17 protein-coding genes and 1 pseudogene are annotated in these 16,718 nt (G+C 54.5%); 2 read left to right on the plus strand and 16 right to left on the minus strand.

Features of this window, described 5'->3' with window-relative positions:
- From ACESLM_RS28100 to ACESLM_RS28145, 10 genes and pseudogenes are all read right to left on the minus strand, one after another.
- Window positions 1-320, minus strand: a 320-nt coding sequence (locus tag ACESLM_RS28100; RefSeq protein ID WP_372637394.1) for a hypothetical protein, incomplete at its 3' end; no start/stop codon positions are given.
- 120 nt (window positions 321-440) lie between these two features.
- Window positions 441-1,595 carry a chymotrypsin family serine protease gene (locus ACESLM_RS28105; RefSeq protein ID WP_372637396.1) on the minus strand — a complete coding sequence of 385 codons (1,155 nt, stop codon included), beginning with the start codon at window positions 1,593-1,595 and terminating at the stop codon, window positions 441-443.
- A gap of 316 nt (window positions 1,596-1,911) precedes the next feature.
- A pseudogene (locus ACESLM_RS28110) lies at window positions 1,912-2,279 on the minus strand (IS110 family transposase); the annotation flags it as partial.
- 203 nt (window positions 2,280-2,482) lie between these two features.
- The gene (gene mnhG, locus ACESLM_RS28115) at window positions 2,483-2,866 is read right to left on the minus strand and encodes a monovalent cation/H(+) antiporter subunit G (RefSeq protein ID WP_372637402.1); all 384 of its coding nucleotides are present in this window, start codon (window positions 2,864-2,866) and stop codon (window positions 2,483-2,485) included.
- Window positions 2,844-3,128, minus strand: a complete 285-nt coding sequence (locus tag ACESLM_RS28120) for a Na(+)/H(+) antiporter subunit F1 (protein ID WP_372637405.1) — start codon at window positions 3,126-3,128, stop codon at window positions 2,844-2,846. Before ACESLM_RS28120 ends, mnhG begins: the two co-directional genes overlap by 23 nt.
- Complete coding sequence (locus ACESLM_RS28125) at window positions 3,128-3,604, minus strand: Na+/H+ antiporter subunit E (RefSeq protein WP_372637408.1); 477 nt, start codon at window positions 3,602-3,604, stop codon at window positions 3,128-3,130. Before ACESLM_RS28125 ends, ACESLM_RS28120 begins: the two co-directional genes overlap by 1 nt.
- 41 nt (window positions 3,605-3,645) lie before the next feature.
- Window positions 3,646-5,121, minus strand: a complete 1,476-nt coding sequence (locus tag ACESLM_RS28130; RefSeq protein WP_372637411.1) for a Na+/H+ antiporter subunit D — start codon at window positions 5,119-5,121, stop codon at window positions 3,646-3,648.
- Complete coding sequence (locus ACESLM_RS28135; protein WP_094041683.1) at window positions 5,114-5,452, minus strand: Na(+)/H(+) antiporter subunit C; 339 nt, start codon at window positions 5,450-5,452, stop codon at window positions 5,114-5,116. The genes ACESLM_RS28130 and ACESLM_RS28135 overlap by 8 nt, the downstream gene beginning before the upstream one ends.
- A gap of 1 nt (window position 5,453) precedes the next feature.
- Window positions 5,454-5,876 (minus strand): Na(+)/H(+) antiporter subunit B, encoded by a 423-nt coding sequence (locus ACESLM_RS28140; RefSeq protein WP_372637414.1) that lies wholly within the window; start codon window positions 5,874-5,876, stop codon window positions 5,454-5,456.
- A complete protein-coding gene (locus tag ACESLM_RS28145) occupies window positions 5,873-8,266 on the minus strand; it encodes a Na+/H+ antiporter subunit A (protein ID WP_372637416.1) in 2,394 nt (797 codons plus the stop codon). The genes ACESLM_RS28140 and ACESLM_RS28145 overlap by 4 nt, the downstream gene beginning before the upstream one ends.
- 309 nt (window positions 8,267-8,575) lie before the next feature.
- On the opposite strand from ACESLM_RS28145, the gene ACESLM_RS28150 reads away from it, so the two are divergent.
- Window positions 8,576-9,235 (plus strand): adenine nucleotide alpha hydrolase family protein, encoded by a 660-nt coding sequence (locus ACESLM_RS28150; RefSeq protein ID WP_372637432.1) that lies wholly within the window; start codon window positions 8,576-8,578, stop codon window positions 9,233-9,235.
- A gap of 55 nt (window positions 9,236-9,290) precedes the next feature.
- On the opposite strand, the gene ACESLM_RS28155 is transcribed toward ACESLM_RS28150, so the two are convergent.
- Both ACESLM_RS28155 and ACESLM_RS28160 read right to left on the minus strand, forming a co-directional pair.
- A complete protein-coding gene (locus tag ACESLM_RS28155) occupies window positions 9,291-9,512 on the minus strand; it encodes a hypothetical protein (RefSeq protein WP_094041686.1) in 222 nt (73 codons plus the stop codon).
- A gap of 133 nt (window positions 9,513-9,645) precedes the next feature.
- Window positions 9,646-11,037, minus strand: coding sequence for a class I SAM-dependent rRNA methyltransferase (locus ACESLM_RS28160; RefSeq protein ID WP_372637418.1), 1,392 nt, complete (start codon window positions 11,035-11,037; stop codon window positions 9,646-9,648).
- A gap of 70 nt (window positions 11,038-11,107) precedes the next feature.
- Here ACESLM_RS28160 and ACESLM_RS28165 point away from each other — a divergent pair, with 70 nt between their 5' ends.
- A complete protein-coding gene (locus ACESLM_RS28165) occupies window positions 11,108-12,088 on the plus strand; it encodes a Na/Pi cotransporter family protein (RefSeq protein ID WP_372637420.1) in 981 nt (326 codons plus the stop codon).
- Window positions 12,089-12,237: 149 nt separating this feature from the next.
- On the opposite strand, the gene mtaB is transcribed toward ACESLM_RS28165, so the two are convergent.
- The 4 genes from mtaB to prmA form a co-directional block, all read right to left on the minus strand.
- Window positions 12,238-13,584 carry a tRNA (N(6)-L-threonylcarbamoyladenosine(37)-C(2))-methylthiotransferase MtaB gene (gene mtaB / locus ACESLM_RS28170; protein ID WP_372637423.1) on the minus strand — a complete coding sequence of 449 codons (1,347 nt, stop codon included), beginning with the start codon at window positions 13,582-13,584 and terminating at the stop codon, window positions 12,238-12,240.
- Window positions 13,577-14,362 carry a 16S rRNA (uracil(1498)-N(3))-methyltransferase gene (locus ACESLM_RS28175; RefSeq protein WP_372637426.1) on the minus strand — a complete coding sequence of 262 codons (786 nt, stop codon included), beginning with the start codon at window positions 14,360-14,362 and terminating at the stop codon, window positions 13,577-13,579. The genes mtaB and ACESLM_RS28175 overlap by 8 nt, the downstream gene beginning before the upstream one ends.
- Window positions 14,363-14,446: 84 nt before the next feature.
- The gene (locus ACESLM_RS28180; protein ID WP_094041691.1) at window positions 14,447-15,109 is read right to left on the minus strand and encodes a site-2 protease family protein; all 663 of its coding nucleotides are present in this window, start codon (window positions 15,107-15,109) and stop codon (window positions 14,447-14,449) included.
- Entirely contained in the window at window positions 15,106-16,089 is a 984-nt protein-coding gene (prmA, locus tag ACESLM_RS28185) for a 50S ribosomal protein L11 methyltransferase (RefSeq protein ID WP_372637429.1), read from the minus strand. The genes ACESLM_RS28180 and prmA overlap by 4 nt, the downstream gene beginning before the upstream one ends.
- Between the last annotated feature and the right edge of the window lie 629 nt (window positions 16,090-16,718).

Raw genomic sequence — 16,718 nt, forward strand, 5'->3', positions numbered from 1 at the left:
TTATAAGAATATTCAACGTAATGAACCTTTATTTTCGAGATATCAATATTTAGTTCTGTTGGAGCAACCCCCGTTACCAAGTTAATATTCAGAACTCCGTGATCGTCAAGATACGCCCCTGCGAACCTATCGGGATGATTTTTTCTTAGTTCTTCAACAAATTTAAGATTATCCGCCTCTGGTTGAATACCTTGTTCAAATTTGTCCTGCGACAAATTATCACCACCTGATTTTTGTTTAGGTTGGTTTTGAACAAACCATAACACCACGATAAAGATAAGAATGAGAATAATTGTGAAGCTTAACTTGTTAATCTTCAACGTCGTCCCCCCATTTGTAAAGGTATGCAATTAGCTGAGTTGATTTACTTTGAATGATGGATAACAGATGAACAAACCGACCGTTAAGGAAAATTTAACGGTCGGTAGCAACATAGGCACTTACAAATTGGAGAGATTTAAGGTAGTGAATATTTTATCAACACGTGTAAAATACGACGAGGAAGTACCAGGGACCCAAGCGCCTCCTACCAATATGCTAGCAGATTGAACACCCGTAATGGCATAATCTGCACTTGCACTTCCTATATACCGGTAATATGCTACGCCAGCACCGCTATCGCCGTGGACAGCTTTATAATTGGCTCGAACACCGTTGGTAATTGTGACCGTTGATCCATTCGGCTTTTGCGCGTCGTATGTTACATTTACAGCCTGAATGGTTCCTGTTTGTTTACCCGATACAGCGCCGTAAGCATATATTGTCTTACCTACAATCAAGTTTGACGTATCCGTTAGTGCATAATTATAGGTGTCTCCATTTGTAAACTTTTTGGAACCAAAATAATCAGTTTCCCAGACCCACCAGCCTTTATACGCCTTGAAGAAGGCTGCATCGACGGCAGCACCGAAGTAAGTTGAGCTTTGATGAGCTACAGTATTGCTGCCAATTTTTGCAGCAGTTCCATTCGAAAAGACCCCGTGTCCTGCGGTTACAAATCCATCATTTCCGCTTGCATCCTTTGCACCAAAGCCAACTGTAAGCCCCAGGTCTAACGCCGAACCATTGAGAATATCAGCGGTAAAGACCAATTCCCCTACAGCCTTATGAAAGTCAGCAATTTCCGGATCGATATATTTGCTGATGGCTTGAATCTTTTGATCATCCAGCTCTTTCACATGAATAGAGAGCTTGTTTTGTATTTCATCAATACCGACTTGTGAGATATTCAATTCTGACAGCTTGTCTTGCAAGGCGAGCAGTCCCTTTTCAAGCTCTGCATAGGTGTATTTTACCTGATGATACTTTACATCTTCGGCTGCGGTCAGAGTTTTGAGTTTTGCAACATCCCCAACAACGTTTACATTTAAAATACCTTCATCGTCAATGTAAACGCCGGCATACGAATCATTGGCGCTCTTGTTAAGCTCCAGTGCTTTTTGCAGTTGGATATTGTTTTCAATCGCCTTTTGTTCCAATCGTTCTCGGGCCACTAACTCTGCGCTTGGACTCCGGTCCTCAGCAGCCGAAGTAATTCCGATTACTGTACTGACAACAAGCAGAGTGGATAGAATGGAAAGAATAAATCGCTTCATTATCTTACCTCCAAGTCTTTAATGGGTGATAATAATCAACTGTTCTGCCGACTACTGATAGTACAATAAAGTATCTGCCGTAAAAGCCCCCCCCCTTGATTGAAAAGGATTTGTGCTACTCCCGAGTATAGTTTCTTGGTGTCTACCTTTAATAACGTAATAAACATCTAAAATCTGACAGCATATCCTATATTTTTTTTGAAAAGTATCTTTGAGGAGGATTCGGGCGGAGGTGGAGAGATAATGTTATAAGTTCAGACGTAGCCAAAACCGCAATTGTTACAAGATCTAACGATTGTTATCTGATCAATGGAGAATTGGGAATCTTAAAATTGTCCTCAAGCTCTTTCGTTTTGTTCACATGAGACGGATTAACGACAACAACGACTTCAATGCCTTGCTTTTGCAAGAATGCTGCGAGAGGGAACCCGTAGTGTCCGGTAGGCTCGATGCCAAACACGATTTCGTCTTGCTGTGTGCTTGCTTGAGTTCCTTTATCCACGTCGATCGCTTCGTCAACCCTTCTGCACCATTGTGGAAGACACAGTCTTTGCCAAGCTCGATCCCGCGAAAATCTACCGCACGAGCGACATGAACCTTCTTGGAAATATCTGCACCAACTACCCATGTTGATTCGGAAATTCGTGTAATCCGTTTCTGTTTCTGCTTCAGCTTATACTTCATGTAGAGTATCCCCCTTCAATTAGGGCAGTGAATGGCCACCATTCCGAGACCCAGCATACAAAAGGCGCTTTTTATTTTCAAAGGGCAAATTACTTCATTAACAGGAGTGGTCTTTCTGATATGTCACAAAAAAAAACGCCAAGGCTCCCCTCAGCGTTTACTCCGCAATCTTTTTAACCGATCTTCCCCTGCCATCTCCCTCCTCAAGTCCCTTCCGTCCGAGCTTCCTTCTTCTTAGCCCGCTCCAGGTCTTCGGCCAGTTCGTCCTTGATGCTCGTATCCGACAGCTTGACGCCGAACCGGTAAGCGGATCGGACGATCAGATGACCGGTCACGGGCGCCGTCAGGAAGACGAACACGATGCCCAGCAGCAGCCGGACGCTGAAATAATCGTCGACGAACAGGAAATGAATGAACGTTCCGAGCAAAATAAACAAAATGCCGAGCGTCACGCTTTTCGTCACGGCATGCGAGCGGTTGTAGACGTCGGGAAGCCGGATAAAGCCGAGCGAGCTGAGCAAGTTCATCAACGTCCCGATAGTGACCATGACCAGCACGACCGCTTCAATGATTTCTTTTGCGCTCAATGACGACGCCCCTTTCCAAAAACTTGCACAACGCGACAGTGCTTAGAAAAGCCAAAATCCCGATCAGCAAGATCGTTTCCAAATAAGCGTGCGAATTCAGCAGCATCGACAATACCGCTACGATCCCGATGACGTTGTAGCCTATCGAATCGAGCGCCAAAATGCGATCGGACAAGGACGGCCCCTTAATGACGCGATAAAGGGCGATGACGATGGACACCGTCAGCAGAAACATCGACAACTTGAGCATCGTATCGAACATTAGCGCATCACCTCGATAATAACATCCTCTAGCTTGTTTTTCGTTTTGATGACCGACGGCTTGTTCCGCTTCAAATCCATCGCGTGGACGTACAGGACGCCTTCCTCCGGAGCGATCTCCATGACGACGGAACCCGGCGTCAGCGTCAGCAGGTTGACGAGCATCGCGAGCTCCCACTCCGTCTTCAGCTTCGTCTCCATCTTGAAGATGCCCGGCTGGATGTTCAGCCTCGGACGAATCACCTGACCGATTACGACGATGCTGGACATCATCAGATCGATCCCGAACAAGTAGATCAGCTTAAGGATGGCCCATAGCTTTCTTCCGTAGAAGGGGGTCGGAAAAAATCTTCTGAACGAATAGATAATGAAGAAGCCCAAAATAAAACCGACGGTAAACGTAAGCGTGTTCCATACGTCGTGGAGCAGCATCCATACCATGGCGATCAGCAGATTGAGCAAAATTTGCATCGTCATCTCATTTCACTTCCTTCTTCGGACCGCAACCGTCCGTATCCCTATGATAGTACCGCCTCGATATAGATGGACGGATCCACGAGCGGTTCGACGGCTTGACGAACATAGGCCAAGATCTCCTCCGCGCCCAGTCCGAAGCCGACGACGAGAGCGGCCAGAATCAAGCTCGGCAGAAGCGCTCCCTTGCCCGTCGACTTCTCCTCGCCTTCACTCAGAAGCGTCTCGCCCCAGAAGCTGTTGATGAACACCTTCATCACCGAGTACAGCACGAGCAAGCTCGACAGCAGACCGAGGGCCACCATGACGAACGCCTTCGCCTGCACGCCGCCTTGGAGAATCATCACTTTGCCTACGAAGCCGCTGAGCGGCGGAACCCCCGCAAGAGCCAGGGCGGACAGGAAAAACAGCCAACCGAGTATCGGACGGAAGTGGATCAGACCGCTGATCTCGCGAAGCTTGTCGGTGCCGGCGATGCTGATGATGGCCCCCCCCAGAATAAAGATCAGCGCCTTGGCGATCATATCGTGGATCAAATAGTAGACGGCCCCGCTCAAGGCCGTTTCCGAAGCGACGCCTACGCCGAACAGAATAAAGCCGACCGACACGATGACGTTGTAGGCGAGAATCTGCTTGATCCGCCAGTAGGCGATGACGCCCAGCGCTCCGAGGAGCATCGTCAATCCCGCAAGCCACAGGATGATTTCGTGCGTGATTTGAGGCTGATGGGGAAAAATCAGCGTGAACGTGCGAATGATGCTGTAAATGCCCACCTTCGTCAGCAGAGCGGCGAACAGGGCGGCGATCGGCGCCGGCGGCGCGCTGTACGATCCCGGAAGCCAGAAGAACAGGAACAGCGCGGACTTCAGCCCGAACACGGTAAGGAACAGCAGCGAGACCGTCGTCGTCAGCCCGTTCTGTCCGAGCTCGGCGATTCGCTGGGCGATATGCGCTATGTTGAGCGTTCCGGTAATCGAATACAAATACGCGATCGCGATAACGAACAAGCTAGACGCGATAATATTAATAACGACATATTTGATCGTCTCCCTCAGCTGGATTCTGCCCCCGCCCAAGCTGAGCAAGACGTAGGAGGCCAGCAGCATCACTTCGAAAAAGACGAACAAATTAAAAATGTCCCCGGTCAAAAACGAACCGTTAACCCCGCACAGCAAAATCATCATGAGCGGAAAAACGTAATTTCTTTTGCGCTCGTCGTCAAGCGCGTGAAAAGCGTACAGCAGGCAGGCAAGCGTTACGACGGAGGAAATCGTGACGAGAATGGCCGCCAGCATATCCGCGACGAGCGGAATTCCGTAAGGCGCTTCCCAGCCGCCCACGTGCAGCACCTGTATGCCGTTCTTGGACACGGTATGCGCGAGCTGCGCCGAGAAGATCAGCGTGGCGAGCGTCCCCGCGGTCGCCAGGCCCATCTGGAGCCGAATGCGGTAACGGACGAAAAACAACAGCACGCCGAACAGCAATGGCGTGACGATCGGTAACACGGCCAGATTAGTCATTTTCTTGTCCCCTTAGCTGCTCCACATCGTCCGTGCCATGTTCTTTGTAAGTTCGGTAGGCCAGCACGAGAGAAAATGCGGTAAGCGAAAAGCTGATCACGATGGAAGTCAGAATGAGCGCTTGCGGCACGGGGTCGGTGTAGCTCTCCGCTTCTTCCCCGAGCAGCGGTGCGGCACCGCGTTTCAATCCGTTGATCGCCATGAGCATAATATGGACGCCGTGCGTAAACAACGACATCCCCATAATGATGCGCAGGAGGGTTTTGCTTAAGATGAGATAAGTGCCGACGGTGAATAGAACGCCTGCGGTAATCGTCATTAAAGTTTCCATATTACATATCCTCGCTAATGCTTCTAATAATCGTCATCGTCGTGCCGATAACGGCGAAGTAGACGCCAAGATCGAACACGAGGGCGCTGCCGATGCCCGTCTTGCCCAGAAGGGGCAGATCGACGTACCGGTACACCTGGGTCAGAAACGGCTCGTCCGCCACAATGGCCCCGATGCCGGTCAGCAGAGCCATCAGAGCGCCGATTGCTCCGACCACCTTAAAGTCTACGGGAATGATTTCCTGGATCGTCTCCACGTCGAACGCCACGTAGAGCAGCATGAGCGCCGACGCGGTAATCAAGCCGCCGATAAATCCCCCTCCGGGGTTATGGTGCCCAGCGAAAAGAATGTAGATCGAGAACGTCATGATGATAAATACCAGCACTTTGGCCGCCGTCTGCAAGATCAAATCCGAGAATTTCAACGCTTCTCCCTCCTCGACTTGCGGAGATTGATCAGCGTATAGACGCCTATGCCCGCGGTAAACAGAACGACGCTCTCCAGCATCGTATCGAAAGCGCGAAAGTCGACGAGAATCGAGTTGACCATATTGCGGGCTCCCGAAAGCTCATACGAATTCAGGAAGAAGTGCGAAATCGGCTTGAACGGATTCGTGCTTTGCGCCGAAATTCCGATCAGGGTAAACACCGTCCCGACGCCGATGGAGATGAGCAGATTGGACGCCTTCACGCGAATTCGGACGACTTCCGTCTTCAGCTTCGGAAGGAAGTAGAAGCAGAGCAGGAACAGAGCGGTCGTGATCGTCTCCACGACGAGCTGCGTAAGAGCCAAATCCGGCGCCCGGAAAATGACGAACAGCAGCGATACCAGATAGCCTACCGCGCCCACCCCGATGATCGACGTCAGCCTGGAGTTGACGAACAGGACAAATCCGGATGATACCGCGATGGATACGGCCAGCAAGTATTCGTGCCATTCGATGACCGCGTTGGTGGACGGGTCGATGGCAAACGCCCGCTGAAGCAGGAAAGAGCCCCCGACGACGATGATTACGAACGTGAAAATATAACTGAGATAGCTGTGGAGAAAACCGTTCATATAGAAGTTCGTGACCCGGGCGGACAGCCGCTCCGCTCCCGTTAACCCCTTGTCGTACATATAGTTGAAATCGAACTTGCGCGGCAGGTTGTAGTAGATGTCCGACCACTTCTTATACGTCTTGTACAGCAGCGAACCCATGACGACGATGCCGATGGTCATGAACAGCTCGGTGTTGAACCCGTGCCAAGGTTTGATGTCTACTTCAAAAACTTCTCCCGGCTGCAGCAGGCTCGGCAAGACGGAGCGCATCGCCGGCTCCAGAAGGGTGTACGAAATCAGATTCGGGAAGAAGAAGATCACGAGCACGAGAGTCGCCAGCACGATCGGCGAGACCAGCATGCCGGCAGGCGCTTCGTGCGGCTTCTTGTCCAGACGCTCCGGACGGTAGGTGCCCGTAAACGTCTTGAACACGAACACGAGGCAGTACACGAAAGTAAATACGCTGGCGAGCCAGGCGACGATCGGCAGCAATACGACCCACTGATCGATATGCTGATAGGCGGTAAGCACCCCTGTAAAGAACATTTCCTTGCTCAGGAAGCCGCTGAACGGCGGAAGACCCGCCATCGACAGGCCGCCGATGATGGTCAAGGAGAACGACACGGGCATAAGGCTCAGCAGACCGCCGAGCTTGCGGATATCGCGGGTTCCCGTCTCGTGGTCCAATATGCCGACGACCATGAAGAGGGAGCCTTTGAAGATGGAGTGATTAAACAGATGGAAGACGGCGGCCAAGATGGCGCCCGAGAACAGCATCGCCTGCGCTTCGTAATTCGTATGCAGCGCGAGCGATCCGATGCCCAGGAGCGACATGATCAGCCCGAGTTGGCTGATCGTCGAGTAAGCCAGCAGCGCCTTCAAGTCGAACTGCCGGATCGCCATGAACGCGCCCCAGAACAAGGTTGCGATGCCGATGATCGTAATGATCCAGAACCAGCTCATATGCCCGCCGAACACCGGGGTCATGCGCGCGACCAGATACACTCCCGCTTTGACCATTGTCGCGGAGTGCAAATACGCGCTGATCGGCGTGGGAGCTTCCATCGCATCCGGAAGCCAGATGTGGAACGGAAATTGAGCGGATTTCGTAAATGCGCCTAGCAGCACCAGCAGCATCGCCGGAATGAACAGCGAATCGTTCACGATGATTTCCTTCATAGCAACGATCTCTCGAATGCTGAACGTCCCCGCCGCCGAACCCAGCATCAAGAAGCCGAGCAGCATGGCGAATCCGCCCGTCACGGTGATCAGCATCGCTTTTTGCGCGCCGTAGCGGGATCTTTTTCTCTGGAACCAATAAGCGATAAGCAGGAAGGACGAGACGCTCGTCGCCTCCCAGAACACGTACAGCACCATGAGATTGTCGGACAATACGATTCCGAGCATCGCTCCCATAAATATGAGCAAATAAATATAAAAATGATGTAACGCTTCGCGCTCTTTGGACATGTAATAAATGGAGTATACAATAACCAAAAATCCGATGCCGGTAATAATGAGAGCGAACAGCATCGATAGTCCGTCCAAGTGCAGATCGAAGCGGATGCCTAACGAGGGAATCCAGGATAAGGATTGGAACATAGGGGCCGAGCCTGAACGAAGCGGAAATTGGGCGGCAAAATAAACGAACAGCAGCAACGGAACGATAAGGACGAACCAGCCCGTATGAACGCGGGGCAGCTTCTTGAAAAATAGAGGCACGAAGACGGTGTACAGAAAAGGAAGCAGCACAGCAAAATGCAACAGCGACAACTTGGAACCTCCTACTTGTACTGTGATTTATGCAGACTGCTCGCGGAAACGCATGGCCGATCGGAAGAAACGGACGGGTCTCCTGAGCAATTTGTCTCTTATTATCCACCCGATTTCATGATTGATTCGCAGAAATACGGCTATCCTAGTAACAGTGACTGTACTAGTAACAGTATACACTAAACGCATTGACAGAACCAAACAAAAAATGTACGCTGTATTCAATGTCCGGATGCGACTCGACGTTCTGGATATCACCCGGCATTAAAAGTTCAGACGAGGTGAATCGTTAAATTGAAGAACGGAAGAATGGATGAGAGCATACTCGTATGCGTCTATTACGGCCCTAATGGAGAGCGATTGATTCGCAGAGGCGGTAAGCTTGCCAACATGCTGGACTGTCCTCTCTACGTGCTGACCATAGATCCGCTTCCAGAAGACGAGCTGGATATCGAGAAAATTCATTTTATCGAACAATGGAAAAGTCTGGCAAGCGAGCACGGAGCCGAACAATTCATCGTAAAATACAACGAGTCCCGACCCGTTGCCAAAGTCATCGGCGAAGTGGCCAGGAAACACAATATTACGCAGCTCATCATCGGACAAACCGCCCAGAGCCGCTGGAAAGAGATTACCAAAGGATCTCTGATCAACGTATTGCTTAACGAGATTCCTTTCGTCGATCTGCACGTCATCTCCGTCTCGAGAGAGCTCGCGAATCAGGACGGCTTTTTCGAGAAAGGCATTCGCGCCTATCTCAAGGAAGACCGCGAGGGATACAGACTCTGCTTCAACCATACGCAGAGCGATGTGTTCGAAGGCATCTTCTACAAGGAAGTCGGCACCGACTTCAACAACGGCGTGTTCAAGTTCATGATGAACAACTGCATGATGGAAGTTCAAGTCGTGGACGACTACGTCAAAGACTTCGAGAAACAGACCGCTCCCCCCGCGGGAGTGAAGGAATAGAATAAAAGGCCTTGTTCTCTTCGGGAGAACAGGGCCTTTTTGCTTGCTTGCGCGATTACGAAATATTCATGTACCACTTCGTGCCGTCGTCGTATTTGAAAATCGCCGCATCCGACCACAGCTCGATATAGCTGACGTGCTTCCAGCGGCGACGAAACTCCAGATCGTCGGCCATCGCCCGCATGCGCGTATTAAAACGGCTGCGGCTGCTCGACGTCTTTGCCCGATTCTCGAGCGGAACCGCTCGTTTGCCGAACAGGATCACTTCGTGCACCATGCTCAACCCTCCCGTTTCCTTGCCTCTGACACCATCATAAAACAGAGGCGTTAGGAATGTTCCCGAAACGGCTTGAGTTCATCCGGCAGTTTGCTAACATTTCCTTAACAATTCCGCAGGAGCGAGAGCAGCTTTACAGTTCCTTGCGGCTGCGCACCTCGAAAATGCCGAACTTTAAATAATTGCCCTCCTCCACCCCGGCGAGCTGCGGATGATCTTTGCCTGCCCCTCTCCACTCGACGCGCCGAATGATTTTTCCCGCATCCTTGGCCGCCTCCTGGATCGTCTCCATGAACAGGTCGGGCCGGACGTGGTAAGAACAGCTGGCGGTGACCAGGTAGCCGCCTTCGTTCAGCAGCTTCATCGCATGCAGATTAATGTCTTTGTACCCGCGGCATGCGGCTTCGACCGCGCGCTTCGTCTTCGCGAAAGCAGGAGGATCGAGGATGATGACGTCCCACGTCCGCCCTTCCGAGACGAGCGGCTTGGACGTGTCGACCTTCACACCGGCCGCCTTGGCGTTCGCTCTGGCTTGCCGCTCGTCGCGGCCTGCGACTTGCTGGCGCAAATATTCGAAGGCGTCGGCCGCGGCGAACTCCACGCGATCGGAGAAGCCGTTGATCTCGACATTGTGGCGGGCGGTCTGCAGCGCATGCTCCGAAATATCGAGGCAGGTCACCTTCTTGGCTCCGTAGGCGCACGCATGCAGCGTGAAGCTGCCCGTATGCGCGAAGCATTCCAGCACCGTCGCGCCGTCCCAATACGGGAACGTGACGATATTGCCTTTCTCGTTCACCGGTTGCAGGCTTTTGACGCCGTCCTCGGACTCCGTCTCCGTCAGCTTGATGCCGCTGCGCGCGCCCCAGCCGAGCATAAGCGGCTTGACGGACGCCCGGTTTTCCCGTTGATCGAAGAAATAACCGGTTTTCTGGCCCTCTTCGATATCCACCTGGACGCGAAGCCCGTTTTCCTCGATCTCCACGTGTCTCGGACAGTCCCCGTACAGCACGCCCTTCCTTTCTTCCAGTCCCTCCAGCGTTCGTACTCCGACGTCGCTGCGTTCGTACACGCCTTGCGGCTTGAACACGTCGATCAGCGCGGGCAGCCACGCCTCCTTCGCCGTCTCCATGCCGAGCGACAGCACCTGAACGACCAGCACGCCGCCGAAGCGGTCCACGACGAGCCCGGGCAGGAAATCCGCCTCTCCGTAGACGAGCCGGCACGATTCGTCCCCGCCGACAAAACGCCGGCGATGGGCAAGAGCGCGTTCGAACCTATTCCGGAAAAACGCCTCGTCCATCCGCTCCAGCGAACCGTAAGCGACCAGTCGAACCGTAATTTGCGATGCGGGGTTCCAGTAGCCGGTGCCGAGCAGCTGCCCGCGGTGATCCTTCACTTCCACCAGCTGTCCGGGCGTCGGCTCCCCTTCCGTCTTGGCGATCTCGTTCGCGTAAATCCATGGATGTCCCTCTTCCAGACGGGGCCTCCTGCTTTTATTTAACCATATTGACGCTTGACTACTCATTGGCCAACCACTCCTTGTCCGATCATAAACTTGTCCTCTTGCCGCATAGGGTTAATGGGAGGTGCGTAACATGTTTGCTCAACTGATCGTCCCGTCTTTGCTCGGGTTCGCGTTATTGCTGTCTGGCATGAAGGTTATGGAAGCATCATTGGAGCGGTGGGCGGGACACCGGCTCGTCTCCTGGGTATCCAGGTCCACCTCGACGCCGCTTAGAGGCTTCGCCGTAGGCACCGTCGCATCCGCGCTCTTGCAGAGCAGCACGGCCGTCACCGTACTCACGATCGGGTTCGTCAACGCGGGCTGGCTTACCCTTGCCCGCAGCTTCGGCATCATCCTCGGCACGAACGTCGGCACCTGTTTTACGACCGAGCTCATGAGCCTTCAACTCCATCAATACGGCATTTACTTCCTGGCCTTCGGCGCCGCCGGCTGGATCGTCTCCTTCGCGGCCAACGAAATGCGCGCCCCCGCTTCCGCTCCTCGCCGCATCGTGGGCCTGCGATACGTGTCCGTTGCGGCAGGCGGCTTCGGATTGCTGCTGGTCGGATTTAAACTGCTGCAAAGCATCGGGCCGGCCCTGCGGGAAAACGGCTACTTCGAAGCTTTAATGCGCCATACGTACGACAATCTGATGTGGGGCGTGCTGGGCGGCGCCGTCATTACGGCGCTCGTCCATTCCAGCTCGGCGGTCATCGCCATGTGCATGGGGCTCGCGGCCGCCGGGGCGATCTCTCCTGAGGCTGGTATCGCCATCGTCCTCGGCGCCAACGTCGGCACCTGCTTCACCGGGCTTGTCGCTTCTCTCGGCGGAGGCCCCGGCGGCCGCTTCGTCGCCTTGTCGCAGCTTGCGCTTAACGTCGGCGGCGCCGCCCTGTTCTATCCGCTCATCGGCGCTCTTCACGGCGCGGCCGCCTGGATCGCTCCCGGGGATCCGTCCGCCCAGATCGCCCACGCCCAGACGATCTTTAACGTGCTTTGCTCCATGATCGCCCTGCCGCTTGCTTACTTGCCTATCTGGAGACGCGGGGCTTCCGATCCGACTTCCGCTTAGGCGGGGAAGTCCTGGAATACTCCTTCTCCGTCGTCCGCCCCTTCTCCTCTCCGTTCTCTCTCCTATGTACGCGAAAAAAAGATTTCACCGCAAGGCGGAAGCCGGCACGCCCGCCTGCCCTACGGTGAAATCTTCGATTCCGACTGCGATTAAGCTTGCATGGCCACCGGCCTGGAGCCGGAGTCCAGCACTTCGAGCAGCTCGCCGCGGCATTCGTTCACGCCGGATTCCGTAACCCGAACGCGGCACAGCTTGCCGATGAGGGACGAATCTCCCGCGAACTCGACTTGCAAGTAGTTGTCCGTATAGCCGGAGATCGTGCCGTTGTTGTCGCCTTTGGCGTTCCGCTCCGGAATAACCTCGAGCGCCTTGCCGACCCACTCGCGGCCGTACTCGGCCTGCATGCGCTCGGACAAATCGATCAATTGGTGAACGCGTTCGTGCTTCTCGTCCTCGTCGACTTGATCGTCCATGCGCGCCGCCGGCGTTCCCGTGCGTTTCGAATACGGGAATACGTGCATTTCCGCGAACTTCATCTGTTCCATGAACCGGAAGCCGTTCTCGAATTGCTCCCGGGTCTCCCCCGGGAAACCGACGATCACGTCGGTCGTGATGGCGACGCCCGGCATCGCTTTCTGAATCAGGCGGATTTTCTCCGCGTACTCGGCGGTCGTATATTTGCGACGCATTCTTTTCAGAATTTCGTCGTCGCCCGCCTGCAGCGGGATGTGCAGGTGACGGCACATTTTGCGCGAGCTGTTCAGAATGGCGATCATCTTCTCGTCGATCTGACTCGCTTCGATCGAGCTGATGCGAATGCGCTCCAGGCCGTCGATCTTGTCGAGATCGGCGAGCAGATTGGCCAGTCGATAGTTCTCCAGATCGTCTCCGTAGCCGCCGGTGTGAATGCCGGTCAGGACGACTTCCTTGTAGCCCGCGGCGACAAGCTGACGCGCCTGCTCCAGCACGCTGTCCGGCTTGCGGCTGCGGGACAGGCCGCGGGACCACGGAATGATGCAGAACGTGCAGAAGTTGTTGCAGCCTTCCTGGATTTTCAGGAATGCGCGCGTCTTCTCCGTGAAGCTCGGCACGTCCAGCTCCTCGAACTCCCGCGTCTTCATAATGTTGCGAACGGCGTTCACCGGCTTGCGATCGTTCTGAATGTCCGAGATGAACGTCATCAGCTTCTCGCGATCCTGCGTTCCGATGACGAGGTCTACGCCCGGAATCGCCATGATTTCCGCAGGGGAAGTCTGGGCGTAGCAGCCCGTCACCGCGATGACGGCGTCCGGATTGCGGCGCACGGCGCGGCGAATAATTTGGCGGCTCTTCTTGTCCCCCGTATTCGTCACCGTACACGTATTGATCAAGTAGACGTCCGCCGTCTGCTCGAAGTCGACCTGCTCGTACCCTTCGTTCTTGAACAGCTGCCAGATCGCTTCGGTATCGTAAAAGTTGACTTTGCAGCCAAGGGTATAAAATGCCACGCTAGGCATCGTTGTCTCCTCCTAACTCTCCGGACTCGTAAGCGAGGCAGGCCAGCGCGTATAGCGCCGCCGTCTCCGTCCGCAATATTCTTCTGCCCAGGCCGATCGTCCGGGCTCCCGCGGCGATCGCCGCTTCCGCTTCCTCAGGGGCGAAGCCGCCCTCGGGACCGACGACGACGAGCACGCTGGGCGATGCCGGATTACCCGGTTCTCGCTCCCGCCGGAAAGCAGTCAGCGCATCCTTTAAGCCGATGCCGGAGCGGCCTTCTTCCTCATAGCAGAGCAGCACCAGGTCATACTCGGCGAACTTCTGCAGCAGAACCTTCCACGAGTTGACCGCCTCGATCCGCGGCACGACGCTGCGATGGCTCTGCTCCGCCGCTTCCTTGGCGATTTTCCGCCAACGGTCGATTCGCTTGGCCTCTTTGCGCTCGTCGTACTGCACGACGGTGCGCCGGGACAAGAACGGCAGGAACGCCGCCGCCCCCGCTTCGGTCCCCTTCTGGATGACCGTCTCCAGCTTGTCTCCCTTCGGCAAGCTCTGGGCGACGTCAACCTTCCAGCTCATCTCCGCGGACACGGCCAGCTCTTCGATAATATCCGCTTGCACTTTATGTTTATCCACCGACGCAATCCGCGCCACGACATCGCGTCCGATTCCGTTGCAGGCTACGAAACGGTCTCCCGGCTTCGCCCGCATAACGGCCGCCGCATGGCGCGCGTCGTCGCCTTCCAGCGTGACGGACCGTTCGTCCATCTGCGCCTCCGGCACGAAATAACGCTGCATTCCGCCTCTGCCTCCCGCTCGCTGAAAACTCCAACCTTCATCATAACGCTTTCGGGCTATTTTCGCCACCGTCAGATCCAGGCATTAGAAGACGAGCCCGAGCAGCCACTGCATCCCTTGCACGATCGGCGATCTCAGCTGCATCAACTGCCCGATCGTCGCTTCGCGAAGCGGCGGAACAAAGACGACGATCAAGAACCCGAACGTAATCCACTGACTGTTCTCCTGAATGACCATTCTCGTCTTCAGAGGCAGGAACTCCTCCGCGATGCGATAGCCGTCAAGCGGAGGCACCGGGAGCAGGTTGAACAGGAACAAGGCCAGATTGATGCTCAGCCAGTAATTCAGGAAAGTCAGTATATTGTTGAAAAAGTCCGGCGAGGCCTTATCGAAAACGTTCAACGCCCCGAGCAAATAAAAGACGAACAAAAGCAAAAAAGCAAGCAGCAAATTGCTGATCGGCCCCGCCGCCGTCACCATGATGTTCATCTGGCGCGGGTTCTTGAACCTGCTCCGGCGAACCGGAACCGGCTTCGCCCAGCCGAAGCCGGCGATGACGAGAAACAGCATCCCGATCCAATCCAGATGGGCGATCGGATTTAAGGTAACCCGCCCTTCGCGGTAAGCCGTATCGTCCCCGAACTTCCATGCCGTCCAGGCGTGGGCGAATTCGTGCACGCTGAACGCGATCAGCATGATCAGGATGATGATCGGCAGATGCTCGATCGGAAACCAGAAAAAGTTCACTCGACCTCCCCCTTCGGCTTGCCGGCGACGAACGCCACCCAATCTTCCTGCCTCAGCACGTCGACGATTTCGAAGCCTGCGGCGAGCAGACCCGCTTCTACTGCCTCTTCTTTATTCTTGAATATACCGGAAGCGATATACAGGCCGCCCGGTTTAAGCACGTCCATGACATCGGCGATAAACAGCAATATGATCTCGGCGAGAATGTTGGCGACGACGAGATCTACCGGAGGTTTTACTCCGTCTGCCTGCTCCCCTTCGCTCTCCCTGAGCACGCCCAGCAGATCGCTGAGTCTCACCTCGACCTCGTTCTCGTAGCCGTTCAGCTCGATGTTTTCCTTCGCGCATTTGACCGCTACCGGGTCGAGATCGAGCGCCAGCACCTTGTCCGCGCCCAGCTTCATCGCCCCGATCGCGAGCACGCCGGATCCGGTGCCGACGTCGATGATCCGCTCTCCTCCGTCGATCGCGCTTTCCAGCGCTTTCAGGCAGAGCGACGTCGTCGGATGCGTCCCCGTGCCGAAAGCCATTCCGGGATCCAGCTCGATGATGAGCTCGCCTTCCTTCGGCTCGTACTCCTCCCACGTCGGCTTGATGACGAGGCGTTCCGTAACGGCTACCGGTTTGAAGAACTGCTTCCATGCATTCGCCCAATCGTCCTCGTGAACGGAGCCGACGTGAACCGTGAACTCCCCGGCGTCGTATCCGTATTCCGGCAGCTCTTCAAGCAGCGTCTTCAGCTCGGCCGCAATCGGCTCTATCTCGCAATCTTCCGAAAAATAGGCCTTGTACAGCGCATACCCCGGCCTTATATCGTTCAGCGGCGTATCGTACACCTCGCCGTATTTGGTATCCCGCGGCTTATCCGGCGACCAGGCCTCCTCGACCGATACGCCCCCCGCCCCCAATTCCGTCAAATAGTGCGTCACCATTTCCTGGGACGATTCCGTCGCCAGAACGGTCAATTCATGCCAGCGCAAATCCGTTCCTCTCCTTATCGCAGCTCAATGAATCCCATTATACACGCACTGTTTTGCCGGATGCAAAACAATCTCCTCGCCTCTCCCTTATCTCCGTTATCCCCTTCGCTCAGCCGCCCCCTCGCTTCCTTCTCTTTGCGCCCCGCTTATAGCCATTATCCCTTTCGTTCAGTTAACACTGACTATATATATCTCCGCACCTCTCTTCGAACCTTACTGCTTCTCTCTCAAGCCTCTTTTAGCCACTATCCCTTTCGTTCAGAAGCACATCTTATTCGCCTACTCCCTAACTATCATGATGAAAATAGGCAGCTACTAAGAGCGATCCGACAAATTCGACCATAACCGCGTGAGTTGATCTATTATCCCACTGCCATTCTGAGTGGAAGGGATAATGGCCATAGCAGCGCAGATCTGCGCATTGTCGCACTGCCGTTCTGAGTCGAGGGGATAATGGCCATAGCAGCGCAGATCTGCGCATTGTCGCACTGGCGTTCTGAGTCGAGGGGATAGTGGCCATAGCTGGGCAGACCTACGTATTGTCGCACTGGCGTTCTGAGTCGAGGGGATAATGGCCATAGCTGGGCAGACCTACGTATTGTCGCACTGGCGTTCTGAGTCGAGGGGAT

The sequence above is a fragment of the Cohnella sp. genome (assembly GCF_041641335.1).
Classification (GTDB): domain Bacteria; phylum Bacillota; class Bacilli; order Paenibacillales; family Paenibacillaceae; genus Cohnella.